The following is a 22571-nucleotide window of genomic DNA, read 5'->3' on the forward strand; positions in this document are numbered from 1 at the left end:
AAGGGCTCCAGATTGCGCGACGCACGGTCGCCAAGTACCGGGAGGAGCTGCGCATTCCGTCCTCGAACGAGCGCCGGCAGGGGTTTCGCTGAAGGAGCGAGCCATGAAGTTCCACTTCACGGGCAGGCAGATCGAGATCAGTCCGGCGCTCAAGAAATCAGCCGAGGAGCGCCTGGGAAAACTGGACCGGTTCCTGGATCATCTGATGGAGGCGCACGTCATCCTGGCGGTCGAGAAGCGGCGCCATCGGGCCGAGGTGGTGGTCCACGGGCGCCATGTCACGCTCTCGGCCGCCGGCGAGACGGCCGACATGTATTCCACCCTGACGCTGGTGGCGGAGAAGCTCGAGCGGCAGGCGAAGAAGCACCGCGACAAGGTCAAGGTGGAGAAGAAGCGGCAGGGGATGAAGGCCTCTCCCCGTCAGCCGGAAGCGGACGGCGATGGCGCCGCCGAGGAGCCCCAGGTGGTGCGCGTCGACGCCTCGCCCCTCAAGCCGATGTCCCTGGAGGAGGCCCTCCTGCAGGTCAAGGGAACCGACAAGGAGTTCCTGGTGTTCCGCAACGCCTCGTCGCGGCGCCTTTCGGTCCTCTACCGCCGGCGGGACGGAAATTTCGGGCTGATCGAGCCGGAGCCCTGAAATCCGCCGGGCAGGCGCCCGCGGTTGACAGTCCTTCCGCCCCATTGCTATCCTGCAACGGCTTGCAGCGTGACAGCTTACCGCCTTCCAGCGCCTCGATGCCGCGCCGGCAGGACCGTCGCGCGGCGCGGACCGGATCGACTCACAAGCCAGGGACACTTTCGATGGAAATGGAGCTGACCTCCGAGCACGTCACCATCCGCGACATGGTGCGCGATTTCGCCGAGAAGGAGATCGCGCCGCACGCCGCGCAGTTCGATCGAACCCGCGAGTTCCCCTACGAGAACGTGAAAAAGTGCGCCGAGCTCAACCTGATGGGCGTCATGGTGCCCGAGGAGCACGGCGGGTCGGGCCTCGACACGCTGACCTACACGCTGGTCATCGAGGAGCTGTCGCGGGCCTGTGCTTCGACCGGGGTCATCGTCTCGGTGAACAACTCCTTGTTCTGCCATCCGGTGGAGAAATTCGGCAACGACGAGCAGAAGCGCCGGATCCTGGCGCCGCACGCGCGCGGCGAGAAGATCGGCTGCTTCTGCCTGTCCGAGCCGGGGGCCGGCTCCGACGCCGGCGCCCAGCAGACCACCGCGGTCCGCCGGGGCGGCGGCTACGTCCTCAACGGGACCAAGAACTTCATCACCAACGGGGTGGCCGCCGACACGGCGCTGGTCTTCGCGGTGACCGATCGCGCGCAGAAGCACCACGGGATCTCGGCCTTCCTGGTGGAGAAGGGGACTTCCGGGTTCCGCCTCGGCAAGGACGAAGTGAAGCTCGGAATCACCTGCTCCGGATCGGTGGAGATGGTCTTCGAGGAGTGCGAGATTCCGGAGGCGAACCGGCTGGGAGCCGAGGGCATGGGATTCAAGATTGCCATGAACACGCTGGACGGGGGGCGCATCGGCATCGCGGCCCAGGCCGTAGGCATCGCTCGGGCCTGCCTGGAGGAGTCGACGCGCTACTCGCAGCAGCGCAAGGCCTTCGGGAAGGCGATCTCGGAGTTCCAGGCCATCCAGTTCATGCTGGCCGACATGGCCACCGAGGTGGACGCCGCGCGGCTGCTCACGCAGCGCGCCGCCTGGACCAAGGACCAGGGAAAGCGCTTCACGCTCGAGGCCGCGCAGGCCAAGCTCTTCGCCTCCGAGGTGGCGATGCGCAGCGCCGTCAAGGCGGTCCAGATCCATGGCGGCTACGGCTACATGAACGACTATCCGGTGGAGCGCTACTTCCGCGACGCCAAGATCACCGAGATCTATGAAGGCACTTCCGAGATCCAGCGCCTGGTCATCGCCGCCAACCTTCTGAAGGACTGACCCACCGTGCCGTTCGCGCTTTCCGAAGAGCATCTTCTCGTCCGCGACACCCTGAGGGAGTTCGTCGCCCGCGAGGTTTCTCCCGAGGCGGGGGAGCTGGACCGCCGCTCGGAGTTTCCGGCCCGCGCCGTGGCCCGCCTGGCGGAGCTCGGCTTGCTCGGGATGACCATTCCGGAAGCCTATGGCGGGGCCGGCCTGGACGCCCTCGGAGGCGCGGTGGCCATCGAGGAGATCGCCCGGGGCTCCGCCGCGCTGGCGGTGACGGTCAGCGTGACCAACTCGGTGTGCGCCGGGCCGATCGTGCGCTTCGGAAGCGAGGAGCAGCGCCGGCGCTACCTGCCTCGCCTGGCGCGCGGCGAGATCCTCGGAGGCTTCTCGCTCACCGAGCCCGACTCGGGGTCGGATGCCGCCCACCTGCGGGCGCGAGCCCGTCGCGAGGGAGACTTCTACTTTCTTAACGGGGACAAGGCCTGGGTGACCAACGTCGGCATCGGACAGCTCTTCGTGGTGGTGGCGGCCACCGACCCGGCGCAGGGGGCCCGCGGACTGACCGCCTTCCTGGTGGAGAAGGATTTCCCCGGGTTCGCCTTCGGCAAGGTGGAGGACAAGATGGGGCTGCGCTCCTCCCTGACCGGCAGCCTGCTGCTGCAGGATTGCCGGGTGCCGGCCGGGAACCGCCTCGGAGAAGAGGGCCAGGGTTTCAAGATCGCCATGGCGACGCTGGACGGGGCGCGCATCGGCATCGGCGCGCAGGCGGTGGGGATCGCGCGCGGCGCTCTGGAGGAAGCGATCTCCTTCGCGCGGCAGCGCAAGGCGTTCGGGGAGTCGATCGTGAATTTCCAGGCGATCCAGTTCATGCTGGCCGACATGGCGACCGCCATCGAGGCGGCCCGGCTGCTGGTGCACCGGGCTGCGCGCCTGCGCGACAAGGGGGACGTGCCCTTCACCAAAGAGGCCTCCATGGCGAAGCTGTTCGCCAGCGAGATGGTGAACCGGGTCGCCTACCAGGCGCTGCAGATCCATGGCGCCTACGGCTACTCGCGCGAGTACCCCGTAGAGCGGTACTATCGGGATGCGCGGGTGACCACGATTTACGAGGGGACCTCCGAGATCCAGCGGCTGGTCATCGCCCGCCGGATCCTGGAAGACCTCGGAAGGAGATCCTGATGAAGCAGCCGGCAGGGGGAGTCCTGACCCGCCGCACTCGCAAGGACTGGGAAGAGGAGACGCGGCGGATGGCAGGACGCGGCGCGCCGGAGCGCCTGCCTGAGTTCACCACGATTTCGGGCAGCCCGGTCGACCGCCTCTACACCTGGGAGGACCTGGAGCGCTGGGACCCGGAAACGAAGCTCGGACAGCCCGGAGAGTTCCCGTACACGCGCGGCCCGCACCCCACCATGTACCGTGGTCGGCTCTGGACCATGCGGCAGTTCTCGGGGTTCGGGACGCCGCGCGATACCAATCGCCGCTACCGCTACCTTCTGCGCCACGGCCAGACGGGTCTCTCGGTCGCCTTCGACATGCCCACGCTGATGGGCCTGGACTCCGACGACGCGCGCTCGGAAGGAGAGGTGGGACGGGAAGGGGTGGCGATCGACACCCTGGCCGACATGGAGACGCTGTTCGAGGGGATCCCGCTCGAGCAGGTCTCCACCTCCATGACCATCAATGCGCCGGCCGCGGTCCTGCTGGCGATGTACCTGGCGGTCGCCCGCAAGCAGAACGTCTCCTGGGACCGCGTCCGCGGGACGATCCAGAACGACATCCTGAAGGAGTACATCGCCCAGAAGGAGTGGATCTATCCTCCGCGGCCGTCGATGCGCATCATCGTCGACATGATCGACTTCTGCACGCGAGAGGTGCCGGCCTGGAACACCGTCTCGATCAGCGGCTACCACATCCGCGAGGCGGGCTCCACGGCGGCGCAGGAGCTGGCCTTCACGCTGGCCGACGGGATCGGCTATGTCGAGGCCTGCACGCGGGCGGGGCAGGACGTCGACGCCTTCGCGCCGCGCCTGTCGTTCTTCTTCAACGCCCATTCCGATTTCTTCGAGGAGATCGCCAAGTACCGCGCCGCCCGCCGCATCTGGTCGCGGGTCATGCGGGACCGCTTCGGGGCGAAGGACCCGCGCTCCTGGATGCTGCGCACGCATGCCCAGACGGCGGGCTGCTCGCTCACCGCCCAGCAGCCTTACAACAACATCGTGCGGGTGGCGCTGCAGGCGCTCTCCGCGGTGCTCGGTGGAACGCAGTCGCTGCACACCAACTCGATGGACGAGACGCTGGGACTGCCCACCGAGAAGGCGGTCACGATCGCGCTGCGCACGCAGCAGATCCTGGCCGAGGAAACCGGCGTGGCGGCGACCGTCGACCCGCTGGCCGGGTCCTATTTCCTCGAGAGCATGACCGACCGGATCGAAAAGGAGGCGATGGATCTCATCGACGCGGTGGATCGGATGGGCGGCATCGTCGCCGCCATCGAGCAGGGCTTCCCGCAGCGCGAGATCGCCGAGGCCTCGTTCCGCTACCAGCAGCAGCTGGAGCGCGGCGAGAAGGTGATGGTGGGCGTGAACCGGTTCCAGGAAGGAGAGCATGAGCCGGTCGAAATCCTGAAGATTTCGCCGGCGGTGGAGCGGGCCCAGATCCGCCAGCTGCAGTCGGTCCGGCGCCGGCGCGACGCGGCCGTCCACCGAAAGGCCCTGGAATCCCTGAGCGCCGCGGCCAAGAACGGAGCCAATCTCATGCCGCCCATCCTCGCGGCGGTCGAGGCCTATGCTTCGGTGGGGGAGATATGCGGCACCATGAAGAAGGTGTTCGGTGAGTATCGCGAAGAAAAAACCTACTTCTGAGCGCGGCGGACCGGTCGGCCCCTCGGCGGCGGGCAAGATTCGCCTGCTCGTCGGCAAGGTCGGTCTCGACGGCCATGATCGCGGCGCCAAGATCATCGCGCGGGCGCTGCGCGACGCGGGCTTCGAGGTGATCTACACCGGGCTGCACCAGACCCCCGAGATGGTGGTGGCCACCGCGCTCCAGGAAGACGTCGATGCCGTGTCGCTGAGCATCCTGAGCGGCGCGCACAACACACTGTTTCCCAGAGTCATCCGCCTGTTGGAGGATGCCGATGTCGAGGTGCCGGTCTTCGGCGGCGGCATCATCCCGGAAGACGACATCCCCGTCTTAAAGAAGGCGGGAGTGCGCGCCATCTTCACGCCCGGGGCCACCACCTCGGAAGTGGTCGAATGGGTGCGCACCAACATCCATCCCCGCGGCAATGCGGCGGCTCCCGCCGCGTCGGAGCGGCGCAACGGAAAGTCGCGCGCGCGGGCTCGTACGAAGGGTGTGCGCAGCCGGAAGAGTGCTGCCACAGGCGCCAGGAGACGATCGTCTGCACGATCTCGTCGCGGAGCGCCTGCCGGAAAGCGGCGGTGAGCTCGTCGCCGAGATAACGGAAGCGAGTGCTTCCATGAAGATCGGGTCGTTTCTTCTCCTGTTAGCCGCGCTGCCGCCACTTCCTCCCTCGGTACAGCCCGAAGTCCTCAGGATTGCCACGACGGAGCCGGTCCTCGTGGACGTGGGAGCAGGTTCCGTCCACTGGCTCTCCGAAGCGGAGTTCCGCAAGGCGGCCGCCCGGTGGAGCGAGGATCCTGATTACGTTCCCTTGAAGCCCGGGCTTACCGGCCTTTCCCCCAGCGCGCTCTTCGACACGGTTCTCGCGAGTCTGGACCACACGGTGACCCTTGCCGTCGATCTCGATTCACGGGGAGCCGCCTTCGTGACGGCCGATCTGGATTCGGACGGCGACCTCGGCGACGATCGCCGCTATCCAGTGCGAAAACAAAGCGTCGATCTACGGGTCCGTTCCCGCCATTCCGGGCGGAAAGCGCTCTGGGTCGCCGAGATCGACACCGGCGTGCAGACGACGGGCGGTCGCGTGATGTTTCGCATGACCTTTTCGGAGAATCCGGCGGAGCTGATGCGAGGGACGGGAGCCAGGCCGAAAGCGATCCTGTCCCAATCGACGCTGCGCAAAGGAGTGGTGCGCGGCCCCGGGATGCAGATCGCCTTCGCGCTGTGGGGAACCGCCGGCTCTTACGACGACGACTACAACGCGGCCCTGTTCGACCTGAATGGCGATGGAAAGCTGGATCCCGCGAACCGGGCCTCGCGCGAGTTCTTCTGGATCTGGGAACGCCAGGTCAGTCTCGGAGGAGCGACCTACGAGTTCTCGGTGGACCACGATGGCTCGACACTGACTCTGAAACCGCTCGCCGAGAAGCTCCCGGAGCGGCCCAGCCTCGAGGTGGATAGCCCCGCGCCCGACTTCGCCTTCGTCGACTTCGACGGGAAACGCCGCCACCTGAGCGATTTTCGCGGGCAGGTGCTCCTGCTCGATTTCTGGGGAACCTGGTGCCAGGGTTGCGTGGCCCACGCGAAGACGCTCGTGGCGGGCTATCGTCGTCTCCACCCGCGAGGATTCGAGATTCTCGGAGTCCACCTCGGGGGGGCGAAAGAGCAGGTGGAGGCCTTCGCGACATCGCATGAAATGTCCTGGCCCCAGACGATCGAGACGGGGGAGGCGCTTCGGGACAGGCCTTTGCAGAGGCTGTACCGGTTCCTCGGCGCGCCGAACTACTTTCTGATTGGTCGCGACGGTACCCTCCTCGCCAACGGCGGGCTCCCCCCCGAGTCCTTGCTCGATTTGGCGGAGAAGCAGCTGCGTTGAGCTACACGCGGGGAGCCTTGACACTCTCGGATCCCATCTGCTAAGTTGAGCCGGCTCAAGACGAAGGCCCTGTCGCCGGGAGCGATTCCCGAGCGTTCCGGGACCTGCGGGCCGGGGGCGGCATGCCGAAGAAAATCCTTCTAGCGGACGACAGCATCACCATCCAGAAGGTCGTCGAGCTGACCTTCTCGGAAGGGGACTATCAGGTCTATGCCGTCGGCAATGGCTCACAGGCGCTGCGCAAGATTCACGAGGTCCGGCCCGATATCGCGCTGTTGGACGTGATCATGCCGGAGGCCAACGGCTACGAAGTGTGCGAGAAGGTGAAGGGGGATCCGACCACTTCGCGGATTCCCGTCCTGCTGCTGACCGGCACCTTCGAGCCTTTCGATAAAAATCGCGCGCAAGCCGTGGGAGCGGATGGCCACCTGACCAAGCCGTTCGAATCGCAAGTGCTGATCGCGCGCGTGGAGGAGCTGATTGCCATGGCCGCACCGGCCGTGACGATGCCGGCTGGCGTCCGCGAGGCGATAGAAGAACCGACTGCCGAAGCCCCCGAGCCGGCGGGCGCTGCGCAGGAAGTTGAGGTTCGCATCGTGCCGGATCGCTACGACGACGAGCCTTCCGCGCGGCGCGAATTCGGCAGCGAAGCGGGCGAGTCGATCCAGACCGTTCACCTCGATCCGGAAGACATCCCGCCCCCGTCGAGCTCTTCCGAGGAAGCTTCGGCGGGGACCTGGGACGAGCTGGCCAGCGGGCTTTCCTCCGCGCCCCTCTCATCGCGTCCCGAGACCGAAGAGAGGGCGCCGATGCGCGGCGAGTCCGCCATGGCGCGCGAAGCGGAGCAGCCCATCTCCGCGGAAGCGGTCCAGGCCGCCTACGCAGCCGAGACCCACGGTGAGACCGGAGGCAACGGCCTCAGTCCCGACCAGGTGGATCGGATCGCCTCACGCGTGGTCGAGAAGCTCTCCGATCGGATCGTTCGGGAGATTGCCTGGGAGGTAATCCCCGAAATCGCCGAGAACCTGATTCGCCAGCGCATCCGGGAGCTCGAGGAGAAGATTTCCCGGGAAGGCTGATCCCACCGCGCAGGTCCATGGATCAGGGGGCAGGCCCGTGCCTGCCTCCTTTGTTTTTCGGGAGCATCGCCGCGCGGGCATGCTCCTCAGGAGTGCCACGCATGGAAGTCCCGAAGCGCTTCGATCCGGCGGAGGTGGAGGGCCGTTGGAGCGCCCACTGGCTTGCCTCGGGCTACTTCACTCCCGATCCGTCTTCCCAGTCGGAGCCTTTCTGCATCGTCATCCCGCCGCCCAACATCACGGGAAGGCTGCACGCCGGCCACGCGCTCAACAATACTTTGCAGGACGTTCTGGTGCGCTGGCGCCGCATGCAGGGGAGGAACACGCTGTGGCTTCCGGGGACCGACCATGCCGGGATCGCGACGCAGATGGTGGTCGAGCGCGAGCTGCAGAAGGAGGGGACGAGCCGGCACGTGCTGGGCCGCGAGGCGTTCCAGAAGCGCGTGTGGGCCTGGAAGGAGGAGCACGGCAGCGCCATTGTCGAGCAGCTGAAGCGGCTGGGGGCCTCCTGTGACTGGAGCCGCCTGCGGTTCACCCTCGACGAGGGGCTCTCCGTCGCGGTGCGCGAGGTCTTCGTGCGCCTGTACGAAGAGGGGCTCATCTACCGCGACAAGGCAATCGTCAACTGGTGCCCGAGCTGCCGGACGGCGCTGTCGGACCTGGAGGTGGTGCACAAGGAGGTCACCGGCAAGCTCTATTCGATTCGCTATCCGCTCAAGGAAGGCAACGGATCAATCACGGTGGCGACGACCCGGCCCGAAACGATGCTGGGGGACACGGCGGTGGCGGTGCATCCGGCCGACGAGCGCTACGCGGCGCTGGTCGGGAAGAATGCGGTCCTGCCGATCCTGGGACGGGAGCTGCCGATCGTCGCCGACGACGCGGTGGATGCCGCCTTCGGCACCGGGGCGGTGAAGGTCACCCCGGCGCACGATCCGAACGACTTCGCCATCGGCCGGCGGCATGGCCTCCCCGCAGTGCGCATCATGGACGAGGCGGCGAAGATGAGCTCCGAGGCCGGGCCGTACGCCGGATTGGATCGCTATGCCTGCCGCAAGAAGCTGCTGGCCGATCTGGAGGCGTCAGGCTACCTCGTGAAAATCGAGGAGCACCGGCACGCGGTGGGCCGCTGCGATCGCAGCGACACGGTGGTCGAGCCGACGCTGTCGGACCAGTGGTTCGTCCGCATGGAGCCGCTCGCCTCGGAAGCGCTGCGCGCCGTGGAGGACGGCAGGGTGCGCTTCGTTCCCGAGAACCGCCGCAACGACTACTACGAGTGGATGCGCAACATCCACGACTGGTGCATCTCCCGCCAGCTCTGGTGGGGCCACCGCATCCCGGCCTGGCATTGCGCCCGCTGCGCGCACATCACCGTGTCGCGCGACACGCCGGCGGCGTGCGCCTCCTGCGGAGCCGCGCATCCGGTGCAGGATGCGGACGTCCTCGATACCTGGTTCAGCTCGGCACTGTGGCCCTTCTCCACCCTGGGATGGCCCGACACCGCAGCTGCCGATTTGCGGCGCTTCTATCCCACCTCGGTCCTGGTGACGGGCTACGACATCCTGTTCTTCTGGGTGGCCCGCATGATCATGATGGGGTTGAAGTTCATGGGCGAGGTCCCGTTTCCGCAGGTCTACTTCAACGGCCTGGTGCGCGACGACAAGGGCCGCAAGATGAGCAAGACGCGCGGTAACACCGTCGATCCCCTGGAGCTGATGGAGCGGCACGGGACCGACGCGCTGCGCTTCACGCTGGCCGCCATGTCCTCCCCGGGCGCCGACGTCCTGCTCGACCTCAAGCGGGTGGAAGGGTACCAGGCGTTCGCCAACAAGATCTGGAATGCGGCGCGCTTTACCCTGATGAACCTGGACCCCGCGATGCCTCCCTCGGAGCCGCGCTTCCGCGCCGCTGGCAAGGGTCTGCCGCTGGCGGACCGCTGGATCATCAGCCGGGTCAACGGCGTCGCGGCGGAAGTCGATGCCGCCTTGGAGGAGTTCCGCTTCGACGCGGCGGCGACGGCGCTGCACCGCTTCTTCTGGCACGAGTTCTGCGACTGGTACCTCGAGATGGTGAAGCCGGCACTCCTCGGAAGCGACGCGGAGGCGGCGCGGACGGCGCGCAGCGTCCTGCTGCGCACCCTGGACCGGGCGCTGCGGCTGCTGCACCCGTTCATGCCTTTCCTGACCGAGGAAATCTGGCAGAGGCTGCCTCACCAGGGCGACTCCCTGGTGGTGGCGCAATTTCCCGTCCATCGGCCCGAAGAGCACGACGAGGAAGCGGAGCGCGAGATGCAGTTCCTGATGGCGGCCGTGGGCAAGCTGCGCAACCTGCGCGCCGAGGCGGAGCTCGATCCGGGCCGCAAGGTGGAGGCCTTGTTCAAGACGGAATTGGCCTACCCGCGGCGGCTCCTCGAGGAGCATGCGTCGACCGTGGCCTCGCTGGCGCGGCTGTCGGGCACGCGCTTCGTGGACGAGATACCCAGGGATGCCGCGGCGGTGCGCGGGGTGGTCACGGGGCTGGAGATGGCGCTCCTGCTTCCCCAGGAGCGCGACACCGGCGAGGAGCGCGGCCGGCTGAGCCGCGAGATGGAGAAGATCGACCGGGAGATCGCCGCGCTGGAGGCCAAGCTGGCCAACGATAGTTTCGTGTCACGTGCCCCCGCCGCAATCGTCGAGAAGGTGCGCTCCTCCCGGACCGAGCTGGCCGGAAAGCGGGACAAGCTCGAGCAGACGCTGGCCGCGCTCTCCGATCCGGATGCCTCAACCCGCGCCGGAAAACCGTGACCGGCGGAGTGCGCCTATCCGCCCTGCGGCAGGAGCAGGGAAGGCTGGTGCGCGAGGCGCTGCGGGAGGATCTGGGTTCGGGAGACCGGACCACCCTGTCCGTCGTGCCGAAAGCGCAACGCGCCGTGGGGACCATTCGCGCGAAGCAGCCGCTGGTGCTCGCGGGAATCGAGTTCGCCCACGAGGCCTTCCGCCGCGTCGATCCCACCCTGCGCTTCACCCCGGTGCGGCGCGACGGCAGCAGAGTGCGGCGCGGTGAGACGGTCGCCCGGGTGCGCGGCCGCGCCGCGTCGATCCTGCGGGCCGAGCGCACGGCCCTCAATTTCCTGCAGCACCTCTCCGGCATCGCCACCTACACCGATCGCTGCGTCCGCGCCGCCCGCGGGCGATGTGCCGTCCGCGACACGCGCAAGACCCATCCCGGCCTCCGCCTGGCCGAGAAGTACGCGGTGCGGGTGGGAGGAGGCGAGAACCACCGGCTTCGTCTGGACGACGGCATTTTGATCAAGCACAATCACTGGAGAGTCGGAGGCGGTGTGGGTGCCGCGGTGCGCCGCGCCGGCCGCGGTGGTGTCGGGCGCCGCCCACCCATCCAGGTCGAGGTTTCATCGCTGCGCGATCTGCGGGAGGCGATCGTATCGGGAGCCGATTCCGTGCTCCTGGACAACCTGTCGGGGCGCGCTCTCAACCGAGCGCTCGCCGTCGCCCGGGGGCGAATCCATGTGGAAATCTCGGGAGGAGTGACGGCGGAAAACGTGCGGCGCCTGTCGAGTCTGGGAGCCGACGCGGTATCCTCCGGTGCTTTGACCCACTCGGCGCCCTGGGCCGATCTGTCGCTGCGCCTGGAGCCTTTGCCGTGAGCATGCCGGAGATACCTGCCTTGTTTCCAGCACCCCGCCGGTTCGGAAAGCCGCTGCACCGCTACGATGCGCTCGAATCGACCAACGACAAAGCGCTCGAGCTCCTCGAGAGCGGAGCTGCGGAAGGCACGCTCGTACTGGCCGAGGAGCAGACCCGGGGCCGCGGACGGCGCGATCGCTTCTGGCACTCGCCCGCGGGAGTCAGCCTCTACGCGAGCCTGATTCTTCGCCCGCCGCTGCCTGCGAGCCTGCTTCCCCTCGTGTCTCTTACGGCCGCGACGGGGGCGGCCCGGGCGCTCGCCGAATGGGGCCAGCTCCCCGGAGTGGCCATCAAGTGGCCCAACGATCTCCTTTTCCGGGGCCGCAAGCTCGGTGGAATCCTGGCGGAGGCTCGCGGAGAAGCGGGCGCTGCGGCGCTTGTCGTGGGCATCGGCATGAACGTCAACCTGGTTGAGTTTCCCGCCGAGATGGAAGGGGAAGCCACCTCGCTGCGGCTCTCCGGCGGCCATGTCTGGGACCGGGAGGCGCTGCTGGGCGCGATCCTGGCTTTCTGGGAGGCCGATTACGATCGTCTCCTCTCATCCGGTCCGGCGACGCTGCTGGAGGCGATGCTGGAGCGGTCGGCCCATCCGCCCGGCAGCCCGCTGCAAATCGACCTCGGGGACGAGATCCTGAGCGGTACCTTCGCCGGCTACGGCAGCTCCGGGGAGCTGCTCCTGCAGGAAGCGGACGGGAGCGTGCGGCCGCTGCACTTCGGAGAGATCCGCCGCATGAGGATGCCGTGAGCCTGCTGCTGGCCGTGGACGTCGGGAACACCGGCACCGATCTCGGGGTGTTCCGCGGCGAGGCTCTGGAAGCCCGCTGGTCGCTGTCGACCGAAAGGGGGCGCACGACCGACGAATTCGGCGTCGCCATCCAGAGCCTGTTCGCGGCACGCGGCCTCGCCCTCAGCGGGATCCAGGGCGTGGCAATCGCCTGCGTCGTCCCGCCGCTCGACTCGGTGCTCGAGGCGGTCGCCCGCAAGTACCTGGGGGTTGATCCCCTGTTCGTGGCCCCCGGCATCAAGACCGGGATGCCGATCCTGGTGGACAATCCGAACGAGGTGGGGGCCGACCGAATCGTGAACGGCGTGGCGGCCTATGCGCGCTTCCAAAGGGCCTCCATCGTCGCCGATTTCGGCACCGCGACCACCTTCGACGCGGTCAGCGCGCGGGGAGAGTATCTGGGAGGCGCCATCGCGCCGGGGGTGAAGGTCTCGGCGCAATCGCTGTTCGAGGCTACCGCCAAGCTGCCGCGCATCGACTTGAAGCGCCCCGATCGGGCGATCGGCAAGAGCACGATCGCCAGCATGCAATCGGGAATCGTCTTCGGGTACCTGGGGCTGGTCCGCGAAATCCTGGAGCGCATGCGCGCGGAGATGGGCGGGACTCCCGCCGTGGTGGCCACCGGCGGCCTGACGGCGCTGCTGCAGCCGGATCTCTCGCGCTTCGTCGACGCCATCGATCCCGATCTCACGCTCACGGGGCTGCGCATCCTGTACGAGAGAAACCGGTGAGCCGCTCACCCGAGCCGGAGGTCTCCGCGGAGGAGCGCCGCTACTTCCGCACCATCGAGGAGCGCTTCGGCGCGCTGCGCGGCACCCACCTGCTCCTGTCCCCCCGCGACTGGGCGCTGATTGCCTCCTGGTGGTCCGACGGCGTGCCGATCGCAATCGTGCTGGAGGCCTTGGAAGACGTGTTCGCCGCGCGCCGCACCGGGGGCACCACGGCACGGCCGGTGAATTCCCTGGCCTACGTCCGCTCCGAGGTCGAGCACCGCGCGCGACTGCGCCGCGAGATGGCCGCCGTGCGGCGCGGGGAAGCGGAGGACTCGCAACGGCTGCGCCGGGAGATTCGCCTGCATCTGGGGCGGCTGGCCCGCCGTCTTGCCTCCGCCGCGACCGGAGCGGCCGACGCGGGCGGAGAGGAGCTGGCGCGCGAGCTGTTCGTGGCGGCGGCGGAAACGCGCCGCCTGCGGCGCGATGCGGGAAAGGAAGAGGGAAATCTCTCTCTTCTCGACCAGGCTTTGACGCGTCTCGACGCGGCGCTCCTGGAAGCGGCGCGGCGCAGCCTGCCTGTCGAAGCGCGCGCGGACATCGCCGCACAGGCGCGTGCGCGCGCAGCCGTGTTCGGCAGGAGCATGACGCCTCAGGCGCGCGATGAGACGCTGCAGGCTCTCGAGGACGAGCTGACGCGCAAGCACTGGGGGATAGGGCGTATCGCCCTTTTCTCCTGACTTGATGCGGCGCGCGGGAAATGCTAGCTTCCCCCGGGGAGCCGGTCCGCGCGTCGAGCCTGCCGCGTGCGCCGAACTTCTCCCCCTCGGTTCACCTTTTCCTTCGGCACGGCGGTTGCCTTTGCCTCCGGAATTGCCGCCGCCCGCGTAATCCTTCTTCCTCCCCCTCTGTTCATCCTCGGCTCAGCGATCTGCATCGCAGCCGCGTGGAGTCTGCGCCGTCGCGCCCTTGCGGGATGTCGCCAGCCTTCCCTGGCGCTCGCGGCATGCGTAAGCCTGGCCATCGCCACGGGAGGCGCCGCCCTGGCTTCGCGAACCCACCGGAGCTACCAGCAGGCGCCGCTGCTGCGGCTGGCCGAGCGGGAGCCGCTCGATCCGGCGCGCCTGACGCGGGTGCGGGGCCGGGTGATCTCCGACCCCGTCCTTCATCTCGATCGTCTCCGCTTCTCCTTCCAGGTTGAAGAGGTCGCCGTCCCGGATGGCTGGCTCCCTTGCCCTGGAACGGTGCGGATTTCGGTGCGCGCTCCGGCGCCGGCGTTTCGTCCGGCCTATGGATCGCGCTGGGAAATGCCGCTGCGCCTGCGCCAGGGAAAAAGCTTCCGCAACCCGGGCGCATTCGACTATCGGCTTGCTCTGGAAGCCGACGGAATCCATCTGTTGGGGAATCTCAAGAGCAGCCAGCTCGCCGAGCCCCTTCCGGGAAAGGGGTACGACGATCCGATGGTCGCGATCCACCGCCTGCGATCGCGCTGGAAGGCCCGCCTGGATGCCTCATTTCAGAATCCGGACGGGGAGGAGTCGCGCCGCTTCCTGGCGGCCATTCTGCTGGGAGAGAGAGAAGGGGGAGAGGGGCGCACCGAATCGCTGTTCCGAAGAACCGGCGTTTACCACATCGTATCGATCTCAGGGATGCACTTCGCTCTGCTCCTGGCGATGCTCCGCGTCCTGGGGAGGCGGCTGCCGTGGCGGCGATGGACGGAGCCGGCGCTGCTCGCCGGGGTCGGAGGGTTCTATGTGCTGCTTTCGGGAGGCGCGGATCCCATCCTTCGCTGCGCTCTGGCGGCGGGACTCCAGGAGCTGGGCGAGAGATTCGAGCGCAAGGTCTCGGCGTGGGACGCGCAATCGCTTGCGGGGGTGGCGTTGATGGTGGTCACCCCCCAGCACCTGTTCACCCCGGCCTTCCAGCTTTCTTTCCTGGCAACCTGGGGAATCCTGGCGCTCGGCGGCGGAGCCACACCGGCGCCTGCGAAGCTCCAATGGGCCGCGCGCGGCATCAAGGCTTCCCTGGGCGCCTGGACGGCGTCGACCCCTCTGATGGCTTGCTGGTTCCTGCAGATTTCCCCGGTCGCTTTGCTTCTCAATATCATCGCCGCGCCCTTCTTGACGATCTCCATGGTTCTGGGAGGGTTTCTCCTGGTCCGGCCCGGAGCCGCCGGGGCGGCGTGGATGGAGGCGCTGCTCGCTGGCTTCGCCTCCTGCTGCTCGATCGCGCTGCGGATTCCGGGTGCATGCCTGCGCGTCCCCTCGCCTTCCTTTCCGGTCACCGCGGCCCTGGGAGCCCTCCTCCTGGCGCGACTGCATTGCAAGACGAGGAAGCCCGAGGGAAAGGTCCTGTACGGTGCCGTGCTGGCGTCCATGGTCCTGATGGCGTGGCCTCCCGATCCGTGGCTGCCTCCGGGAAGGCTCAGCGTTATGGCGCTGGACGTCGGGCAGGGCGACGCGATCCTGGTGGGGCTGCCCGGTCCGAAATGGGTCCTGGTTGATGCCGGAGGCTTTGCGGCCAGCGATTTCGACGTCGGAGAACGGGTGGTCCTTCCGGCATTGATGTCGAGGGGTGTCCGGCGTCTGGAGGCGGTCGTCCTCACCCACGCCCATCAGGACCACGGGGGCGGCTTGCCTGCGATCCTGGAGGCCTTTCCGCCTCGCGAGATATGGCTGGGAGGCGCGCCTGCCGACGCCGCACTGGTGAGACGGATCGAGGCTCAGGCGGGAAGCTTGCGGATAACGGAGCTCCATCCCGCCGGCGGGACCATGCGCTGCTATGGCGCCGCCTGCCTCGAGGTGCTGCTTTCGGGCGCTGCGATGTCGCGCCGTGGGGGAAAGGTCGCCAACGACGATTCCCTGGTGCTGCGCGTCTCGCTCGGCGACACCGCCGCATTGCTGACGGGCGATGTCGAAGCCGAAGGAGAGCAAAGGCTCATTCCTTTGCTGGCTTCGCGACCGGTGCAGCTCCTGAAAGTGGCCCATCACGGCAGCTCTTCTTCCACCTCCGAAGCTTTTCTCGAAGCCGCCTCTCCCCGGATTGCCGTGATCTCGGTGGGGACGGGAAACCCCTGGGGCCATCCGGCGCCCAGCGTCGTCGATAGACTTCGCAGAGGGAGCATCGGCATTCATCGGACCGATCGGGAAGGAGCGATCGAATATGAGACGGCCGGGCAGGGCTGGAGCCGCCGGGCCCTGGCGGTGCCGCCGTGAGCGCAGCCTAGTTGAGCACCAGAGGGATCGGCATGAAGGAAAGCAGAAAGATGGCGAGGGCCACCAGAGCGACGATTCTCCTGCCCCGGGACAGCGGCTCACCTTCATCCAGCAACGGAGGGTGGCGCTCTCCGATCATCAGGAGTGCGACGGCCCAGAGGAGCCAGCCTTTGTGCACGGCTCCCAGGAGAATGACGCCGATCAAGGTGATGCGGGACATGGCGGCGTGCAGGCGCCGGGAAAGGGCGTAACAGAGATGTCCGCCGTCGAGCTGACCGACGGGAAGCAGATTCAGCGATGTGGCGAGCATCCCCACCCAGGCGGCCGAGAGAAGCGGGCTGAGATTCAAGGCCATTCCGGCGGGGGCGTGGGGAAAGAACCAGGGAATCGCCGCCTGGAAGAGAAGCGGAAAGCCGACGAGGAAGGGAGCGTCTCCGGCCTGGGAGGAGGCCACGATCTCCGACCGGGCCATTCCGATGATGAAGAAAGGAAGTGCCACCACGAAGCCGGCGATGGGGCCGGCGACGCCAACGTCGAAGAGCGCCTTGCGGGAAGGGATGACCCCGCGGATGCGTATGAAGGCGCCGAACGTGCCGAGCAGGTTGGGACCCGGAAGGAAGTAGGGAAGGCTCGCCGGAATCCCGTAGTACCGGCACGCGAAATAGTGACCGAGCTCATGGGCCAGGAGGATCAGAAGAACGCTCGCGGCATAAGGAGCCCCGGCACTCCAGCGCGCCGGATTCAGGATCGTCTCCAGCAACGGATCCTTCCAGAATTCCTCTCGGGAGTGGAAGATTGCTCCCGCGATGAGGGCGCTCACGGCGGTCAGGGCGAAGAGCAGGACATGCAGCCACCACCGCACTGAGGGCGCCGTTCGGAGCCGCGGCATTGGAGCCGACGGGCCGCGCGTCGCTTCGGGACTTTCGACGGAGCCAAGAGTTTCGGGAGAAGTGGGGCCTTGCGGGTACAATGCGCCGTCCCTAGGAGAGGGGAGAAGGGGTGAGCTTACAGCGGTGCTATACTGCCCGGCCGCCCCGCGAGGAGCGTCTTGCGGGCGGATTACTTCAGATTTCTCAGGTTCTTGCCGGGCTTGAAACGGATGGTCTTTCCCGGGGGGATACGGACCTCGTAGCCGGTCCTGGGGTTCCTGCCGATTCCCTTCTTTCGGGGCTTCACCTGGAACACTCCAAAGCCGCGGAGCTCGATGCGCTCGCCGCGCTTCATCGATTCCTTCATGGCATCCAGGACCGCCTCGACCGCGATGACTGCCTTGATGCGGGTGATATCGGCGGCTTTTGCGACGTTGTTGATGATATCGGTCTTGATCATCCCCTCCACCTCCTCCTAGGGCCTTGAGCAGCTTTAAGTTGTTGCCATGGTAAGGGTGTAACGCGTTTCCTGTCAAGCAAGTCCAGGTCGCCTGACGCTTTGCGCAAGCCGCCTGAATCGAGCAGGGGATCGGTAATGCGCGGGAGGCCTTCTGCCAGGGAAAAAACGGCGCGCGACGGCGCCGTGGTGGCGCTCGTCGGGGCACCCAATGTAGGGAAGTCGCGCCTTTTCAATCGCCTCACAGGGAGCCACTCCATCGTCCATGATCGTCCGGGGGTGACGCGCGATCGGATCGAGGCGATCTGCGAATGGAACGGCCGCCGGTTCCGGCTCTTCGACACCGGAGGTCTGGTCCCAGGGGATCGGGACGAGCTCACCCGGGGCGTCGAGCGCCAAGTGCTGAAGGGAGTTGAAGAAGCCGATCTCGTGGTCTTCGTCGTAGACGGCCGGCATGGACTCACGGCGCTGGATGAGTCCCTGGGAAAGGTGCTGCGCGAGTCGACCCGTCCCATCCTTCTCGCCGTCAACAAGGTGGATGCCGAAGGACAGGAAGCGCGTACGGCCGACTTCTTCAAGCTCGGGTTCGCGGACCCGATTGCCATCTCAGCGGAGCAGGGACGGGGTATATCGCACCTTCTGGATCGCATGCTCGAGCGACTGCCTCCGGAGATTCCGGCCGAAGAGCTCCCTGCGGCATCGCCGGAGGCGATTCGGCTGGCCATAGTCGGCCGCCCAAATGTCGGGAAATCCACTCTTTTCAACCGTCTCACCGGAGAAGAGCGAGCGGTGGTCAGCAGTGTTCCGGGAACCACGCGGGACCCGGTGGACGCCGAGTTCTCCCATAGCGGGCGCCTTTACAAGGTCGTGGACACGGCAGGACTGCGCCGCAAGGCGCGGGCGGAAGGCGAGACGGTGGAGGTCCAGAGCGTGGAGCGCGCTTTTGCCACGATTCGCGCCGCCGACATCATCCTCGCGGTCCTGGATGCGACCTCGCCTCCCGCACATCAGGACCTGGCGGTGATCGGCGAGTGCCTGCGGTTGCGCCGCCCTCTACTCGTGCTCCTGAACAAGATGGATCGGGTGCGGCGCGAAGCGGTGGAGGCGGTCGTGGGGCAGGCGATCGAAAGCCTGCACTTCGGCCGTGATGTTCCCGTGCTGCCGGTTTCTGCCTCGCAGGGAAGCGGCCTCGGGAAGGCCCTTTCGACGCTGGACCGGCTGGCGGAAGAATGCGCTCGCAAGATCCCGACTTCCCGGCTGAATGAGGCCCTCGAGGAGGCGGTTCGCCTGCGCACTCCCGCTTCGAAGGACAAGGTGCCCCGTCTCTTTTACATCGCACAGACGGGAGGTTTCCCTCCCTCCTTCGTCGTGTTCACCAACGGGGCCCGGATTGAGCCCGCCTACGGCAGGTTCCTGGCCAGGCACCTGCGGAAGTCCCTGGGACTGGAGCTCGCCCCGATTGCCCTGAAATTCCGTCGCCGCGCTTGAGCCGCAGGTCGTTAACTTCATGAATAGAAAGGGATTGACCCATGCCCTGCGGCATGCTATCGTCCCGCCGCCCGCCGGGGTTGATCGAGGCGGGTGGCGCCTCTATGTTTAAGGGGCTGAAACCTTTCGGGAGCCATGATGGTCCTCTTCAACTACACCACGCGCGAGCTCACGGCGAAGATCGTCTATTACGGTCCGGGACTTTGCGGCAAGACGACCAACCTCCAGTTCATCTATGACGGTCTTCCCAATCAGGTCAAGAAAGGCAAGATGCTGTCGCTCGCGACGAAGACGGATCGGACGCTGTTCTTCGATTTCCTGCCAATCGAGCTGGGCCGGATTCGCGGCATGCGCACGCGCGTCCAGCTCTATACCGTCCCAGGGCAGGTCTTCTACAACTCGACACGCAAGCTGGTGCTGAAGGGGGCCGACGGCGTGGTGTTCGTCGCCGACTCACAGCAGAAGATGATGGAATCGAACGTCGAGAGCTATCACAATCTCGAGGAGAACCTGGGCGAGATTGGTCTGAAGCTCGGCGAGATTCCGCTGGTGATGCAATTCAACAAGAGGGACCTGCCGAACCTTACTTCGATCGAGGAGATGAACACGCTGATCAACCGGCACAACGCGCCGTTTTACGAAGCGGTCGCCACCACCGGAATCGGCGTCGAGGATACGCTCAAGGCAATCACCAAGCTGGTGCTGAACCACCTGGCGGCAAAATACCAGCTCGGCACGGCCGAGGAGGGGAAGCAGGATCGACCGGCCGCGTCCGCCGGAATCGCCTCCCTGCGGGACGCCGTCGAGCCGGCACGTCCCTCCGCGCCCCCCGTGCAGGCTCCGATCCCGGAGCCGGCGCCCATGCCGGAAGCGACCGTGAATTACGCGGATGACAGCAGCCTGCTGGAAGAGGATGATTTCGGCACGACCCCGTCCATCGAGGCGGTGGCGCACACGGCTGCTCCCACCACGGTTGATGATTTGGAGGTCTTCGATCTCGATGGGGAGGAGGAAATCTCTTCGCTGGAAGCGCTGCCCATTCCGGCGCAAAAGGAGCCCCTACCCGAGATGTCGGAGGATCTGAGCGATCTTCTAGAGGAGATCCCCGAGGATTCCGACGAGTCGCCCATGGAGGTGCTGCGTGAGATTCCCGCCGCACGACCCATGCCGGTTGCGCGCAGTCTGGAGCCGCCTCCGACAGAGCCCGCTCGACCCGCGCCCCGCCCGGGAGGGTTCGCCATCGCCGGCGCGCAGCCCGTTTCCCGCGTCTCCTCGGAAATCAGCGCCGACCCTCTCGGAATACTCTCCGCCCGACAGGAAGAGCCGGCCTCGGCGCCTGCCATCCATCTCGGGGACGTCGTTCCCGGCAGGCAGCACCAGATTACCGTGCCGCTGGAAATGTCGGTCGACGGCCGCAAGGTCCGCCTTCAGCTCAGGATGACTCTGACTCTTTCCACATAGCCGGCCGGCACGAAAATGTGCGGGGGCCCCGGGAAGGGCCCCGCCATCGTCGTTCGGTTTAGGAGGGACGGACGTTATGGGGTGGTGGGGAAGGCCCGCAGGCCGTTCCCTGTTGACCTCGCACATGGCAATTTTCGTGCAAGCCCCCGCCGCGCTCCGCATCCCGCTCGAAACGCTGTCCTTCAAGCGATTTTCCTCCGTGTCGGCCCGTTTCCCGCTGCCGGAAGGTTACGATCGGCGTCCCATAATGTAACCCCGATTACGATTTTGAAGTTCCGTCATAGCGCCGTCCTGCCCGCCGGTCCCGGCGAGATCGCTGTGCTATACTTCCGCTCCATTCCCTTCGAAGGAGGAGAGGCGTTGATGTGCAGAGGAGTTCTGTCGTTCCTGGCGATGGCAATGGTCGTGGTGGTCCTGGCCCCGACGGTGCGAGCCCAGCAGACCCAGGAAGAGGTCGCACCCCCGCCTTCCGGATCCCGCTTCGTGGCCTACCCGACCTTTCGTCCCATTTTCCACAACCAAAGCGAGACCTTCACCATCCTCGCCAACATCTATGTGGTCAACGCCGCCGCAGCCAGCCTGAAGGACGTGACTTTCAAGCAGAGCTTTCCCGCGGAGCTGAAGCCGAAACTGGCTCCCGAGGTGATGCAGTCGCAGCTAAGCTACCCTCCCGAGTTCTCGCAGAAGATCGAGAATTCGACCTACTCGATGTTTCTGCCTCGCCTCGTGCGGCGGCAGCCGGCGGTCATCCTCACGGAGCTGTCGCTGGAGCGGCGCATGAGCACTTTCAACATTCCCGCCGCCCAGATTGAATTCACGCTTCCCGAAGGGCCCGGCAAGGAGGAGACCCTCCCGATGAGCGTGAATTTCACCGAGTACGCCAATAACGTGGGTGATCTGAACCGGTTTCTGCGTAAGTACGCACGCATCGGGCTCGACATCACGGTCTCGGGCCGCGATGGCTGGGAGTTCGCTCCGCCGGACGCCGTGGCCACCGGCCGCAACCCGGAAGGGGTGATCGGCGTGGAGACGCGCGATGAAGGCTATTCCGGGCATTACCGTCTGCACAACGGCGTGCCGGGAGACGCGCTCGACATCCTGGTCGTCTGGAAGTCGACGCAGAAGGACGAGGCCCTGAAAGACGAAGCCGCAGTGCAGAAGGCGCTGTCGGAGTACTTGAAGTGGACGGGCCCCTTCCGCTTCGATCCCGAGGACTCCAAGCTTGCCAAGGGGAAGTTCAAGAAGTACGACGCCTGGATCCTGCAGGGGCGCTGGGTCGACTCGATCCCGAAGCACCTGGGCTCGGGCCCCGTGAAGGCGCTGGCTTTCTACTCGCCGCGCGAGGACGTCGAGTACTACCTGATTTTCAGCGGCCAGGGCCGTGGGGCCGGTCCGGACCATGCCGACAATCCGGCGCCTGAGAAGGATGCGGCGCTGCTGCAGACTCTCGAGAAGATCCTGGACACCTTCAAGTCCGAGATCGTTCCCATCTCCACAGCCCGGTAGGTTGTTTCGGAGTCTCGGCGCTCGTCAGCGCGGCGTGCCCGGTGTGGCGGAGCTCTTTCCAGAGGCCGCATCGACGCGCACCGACAGCGTGATGGGCTCCTTCTTCGGCGGGTAGCAGCGATCGATGGTGCAGGCCTGGTACTTGAGAAGGAGGCGAAGGTCGCGCCGGGAAGGGGACAGGGTCGCAGGCGCCTTGATCGTCCCTTCGACCCGGAAGCTTCCTTCGTATACCTGGATCGGCTCCTCGGAGTAGGCGAACCGCTTAGTCTCTCCCTCGGGATACTTCCAACCCCCCACTTCCAGACCGTCCGCCGCCGTCGTCTCGATCGAGGTGGCAATGAGGTAGTCCTGCGACGGCGTATGGCTGTTCACGTGGAACTCCGGCGACAGCGTCACCGTCACGACGATCCGGCCCGTCTTGCCGGCCGGCAGAGGGTCCTCATCGACGGTCGCGACGAGCTTGCGCAGCGGCGTGGGAGCCTTGGATGGAGGGGCGGGAGCCGCCGCCACGAGCAGGAGGCAGCCCGCGAGCGCCGCCGCGAAGGCGAGGGGCTGGGGCTGCGGCAATCCTGGTGCAGCGGGAGGTCTCGTACGGTGGCGACGCATTTGCGCATTATACGTCGTCGAGAGTCAGTGTGGCGCGTCGCGGCCC

Annotated in this window: 18 protein-coding genes and 2 pseudogenes; 17 read left to right on the forward strand and 3 right to left on the reverse strand. The window is 66.7% G+C overall.

Annotation, left to right across the window (positions count from 1 at the left end; all coding sequences use genetic code 11):
* The 14 genes and pseudogenes from VFW45_02150 to VFW45_02215 all read left to right on the forward strand — a co-directional run.
* Positions 1–92: hypothetical protein (locus tag VFW45_02150; protein HEU5179567.1), on the forward strand; the 92-nt coding region annotated here is incomplete at its 5' end.
* A gap of 11 nt (positions 93–103) precedes the next feature.
* On the forward strand, positions 104–637 hold the full coding sequence (raiA, locus tag VFW45_02155) for a ribosome-associated translation inhibitor RaiA (protein ID HEU5179568.1): 534 nt from the start codon (positions 104–106) through the stop codon (positions 635–637).
* 164 nt (positions 638–801) lie between these two features.
* Entirely contained in the window at positions 802–1944 is a 1143-nt protein-coding gene (locus VFW45_02160; GenBank protein HEU5179569.1) for an acyl-CoA dehydrogenase, read from the forward strand.
* A 6-nt stretch (positions 1945–1950) separates the two neighbouring features.
* A complete protein-coding gene (locus VFW45_02165) occupies positions 1951–3111 on the forward strand; it encodes an acyl-CoA dehydrogenase family protein (GenBank protein ID HEU5179570.1) in 1161 nt (386 codons plus the stop codon).
* 68 nt (positions 3112–3179) lie between these two features.
* Positions 3180–4793, forward strand: a complete 1614-nt coding sequence (locus VFW45_02170) for a methylmalonyl-CoA mutase family protein (protein HEU5179571.1) — start codon at positions 3180–3182, stop codon at positions 4791–4793.
* Positions 4794–4830: 37 nt separating this feature from the next.
* Positions 4831–5202: pseudogene (locus VFW45_02175) on the forward strand (cobalamin B12-binding domain-containing protein).
* Positions 5203–5407: 205 nt separating this feature from the next.
* Positions 5408–6667: a TlpA disulfide reductase family protein gene (locus VFW45_02180; protein ID HEU5179572.1), complete on the forward strand. Its 1260-nt coding sequence runs from the start codon at positions 5408–5410 to the stop codon at positions 6665–6667.
* Positions 6668–6789: 122 nt separating this feature from the next.
* Complete coding sequence (locus VFW45_02185; protein HEU5179573.1) at positions 6790–7746, forward strand: response regulator; 957 nt, start codon at positions 6790–6792, stop codon at positions 7744–7746.
* Between the two features lie 101 nt (positions 7747–7847).
* Positions 7848–10529 carry a valine--tRNA ligase gene (locus VFW45_02190; GenBank protein ID HEU5179574.1) on the forward strand — a complete coding sequence of 894 codons (2682 nt, stop codon included), beginning with the start codon at positions 7848–7850 and terminating at the stop codon, positions 10527–10529.
* A complete protein-coding gene (gene nadC / locus VFW45_02195) occupies positions 10526–11389 on the forward strand; it encodes a carboxylating nicotinate-nucleotide diphosphorylase (GenBank protein HEU5179575.1) in 864 nt (287 codons plus the stop codon). Before VFW45_02190 ends, nadC begins: the two co-directional genes overlap by 4 nt.
* A gap of 20 nt (positions 11390–11409) precedes the next feature.
* On the forward strand, positions 11410–12174 hold the full coding sequence (locus tag VFW45_02200; GenBank protein HEU5179576.1) for a biotin--[acetyl-CoA-carboxylase] ligase: 765 nt from the start codon (positions 11410–11412) through the stop codon (positions 12172–12174).
* 2 nt (positions 12175–12176) lie between these two features.
* Positions 12177–12944, forward strand: coding sequence for a type III pantothenate kinase (locus tag VFW45_02205; protein ID HEU5179577.1), 768 nt, complete (start codon positions 12177–12179; stop codon positions 12942–12944).
* Positions 12941–13663 carry a hypothetical protein gene (locus VFW45_02210; GenBank protein HEU5179578.1) on the forward strand — a complete coding sequence of 241 codons (723 nt, stop codon included), beginning with the start codon at positions 12941–12943 and terminating at the stop codon, positions 13661–13663. The genes VFW45_02205 and VFW45_02210 overlap by 4 nt, the downstream gene beginning before the upstream one ends.
* Positions 13664–13729: 66 nt before the next feature.
* Complete coding sequence (locus VFW45_02215) at positions 13730–16138, forward strand: DNA internalization-related competence protein ComEC/Rec2 (GenBank protein ID HEU5179579.1); 2409 nt, start codon at positions 13730–13732, stop codon at positions 16136–16138.
* A 7-nt stretch (positions 16139–16145) separates the two neighbouring features.
* Here the strand turns inward: VFW45_02215 and VFW45_02220 are convergent, their stop codons facing one another.
* Together VFW45_02220 and VFW45_02225 are read right to left on the reverse strand one after the other, a co-directional pair.
* On the reverse strand, positions 16146–17000 hold the full coding sequence (locus VFW45_02220; GenBank protein ID HEU5179580.1) for a site-2 protease family protein: 855 nt from the start codon (positions 16998–17000) through the stop codon (positions 16146–16148).
* A 197-nt stretch (positions 17001–17197) separates the two neighbouring features.
* Complete coding sequence (locus tag VFW45_02225) at positions 17198–17467, reverse strand: HU family DNA-binding protein (protein ID HEU5179581.1); 270 nt, start codon at positions 17465–17467, stop codon at positions 17198–17200.
* A 135-nt stretch (positions 17468–17602) separates the two neighbouring features.
* Here VFW45_02225 and der point away from each other — a divergent pair, with 135 nt between their 5' ends.
* From der to VFW45_02240, 3 genes and pseudogenes are all read left to right on the forward strand, one after another.
* Entirely contained in the window at positions 17603–18952 is a 1350-nt protein-coding gene (gene der / locus VFW45_02230; protein ID HEU5179582.1) for a ribosome biogenesis GTPase Der, read from the forward strand.
* Between the two features lie 138 nt (positions 18953–19090).
* Positions 19091–19657 (forward strand): annotated as a pseudogene (locus tag VFW45_02235) (GTPase domain-containing protein).
* A gap of 1119 nt (positions 19658–20776) precedes the next feature.
* Positions 20777–21919 (forward strand): hypothetical protein, encoded by a 1143-nt coding sequence (locus VFW45_02240; GenBank protein HEU5179583.1) that lies wholly within the window; start codon positions 20777–20779, stop codon positions 21917–21919.
* A gap of 24 nt (positions 21920–21943) precedes the next feature.
* On the opposite strand, the gene VFW45_02245 is transcribed toward VFW45_02240, so the two are convergent.
* Positions 21944–22486, reverse strand: coding sequence for a protein-disulfide reductase DsbD domain-containing protein (locus VFW45_02245; protein HEU5179584.1), 543 nt, complete (start codon positions 22484–22486; stop codon positions 21944–21946).
* Between the last annotated feature and the right edge of the window lie 85 nt (positions 22487–22571).

The organism is Candidatus Polarisedimenticolia bacterium (assembly GCA_035764505.1).
GTDB lineage: Bacteria > Acidobacteriota > Polarisedimenticolia > Gp22-AA2 > AA152 > AA152.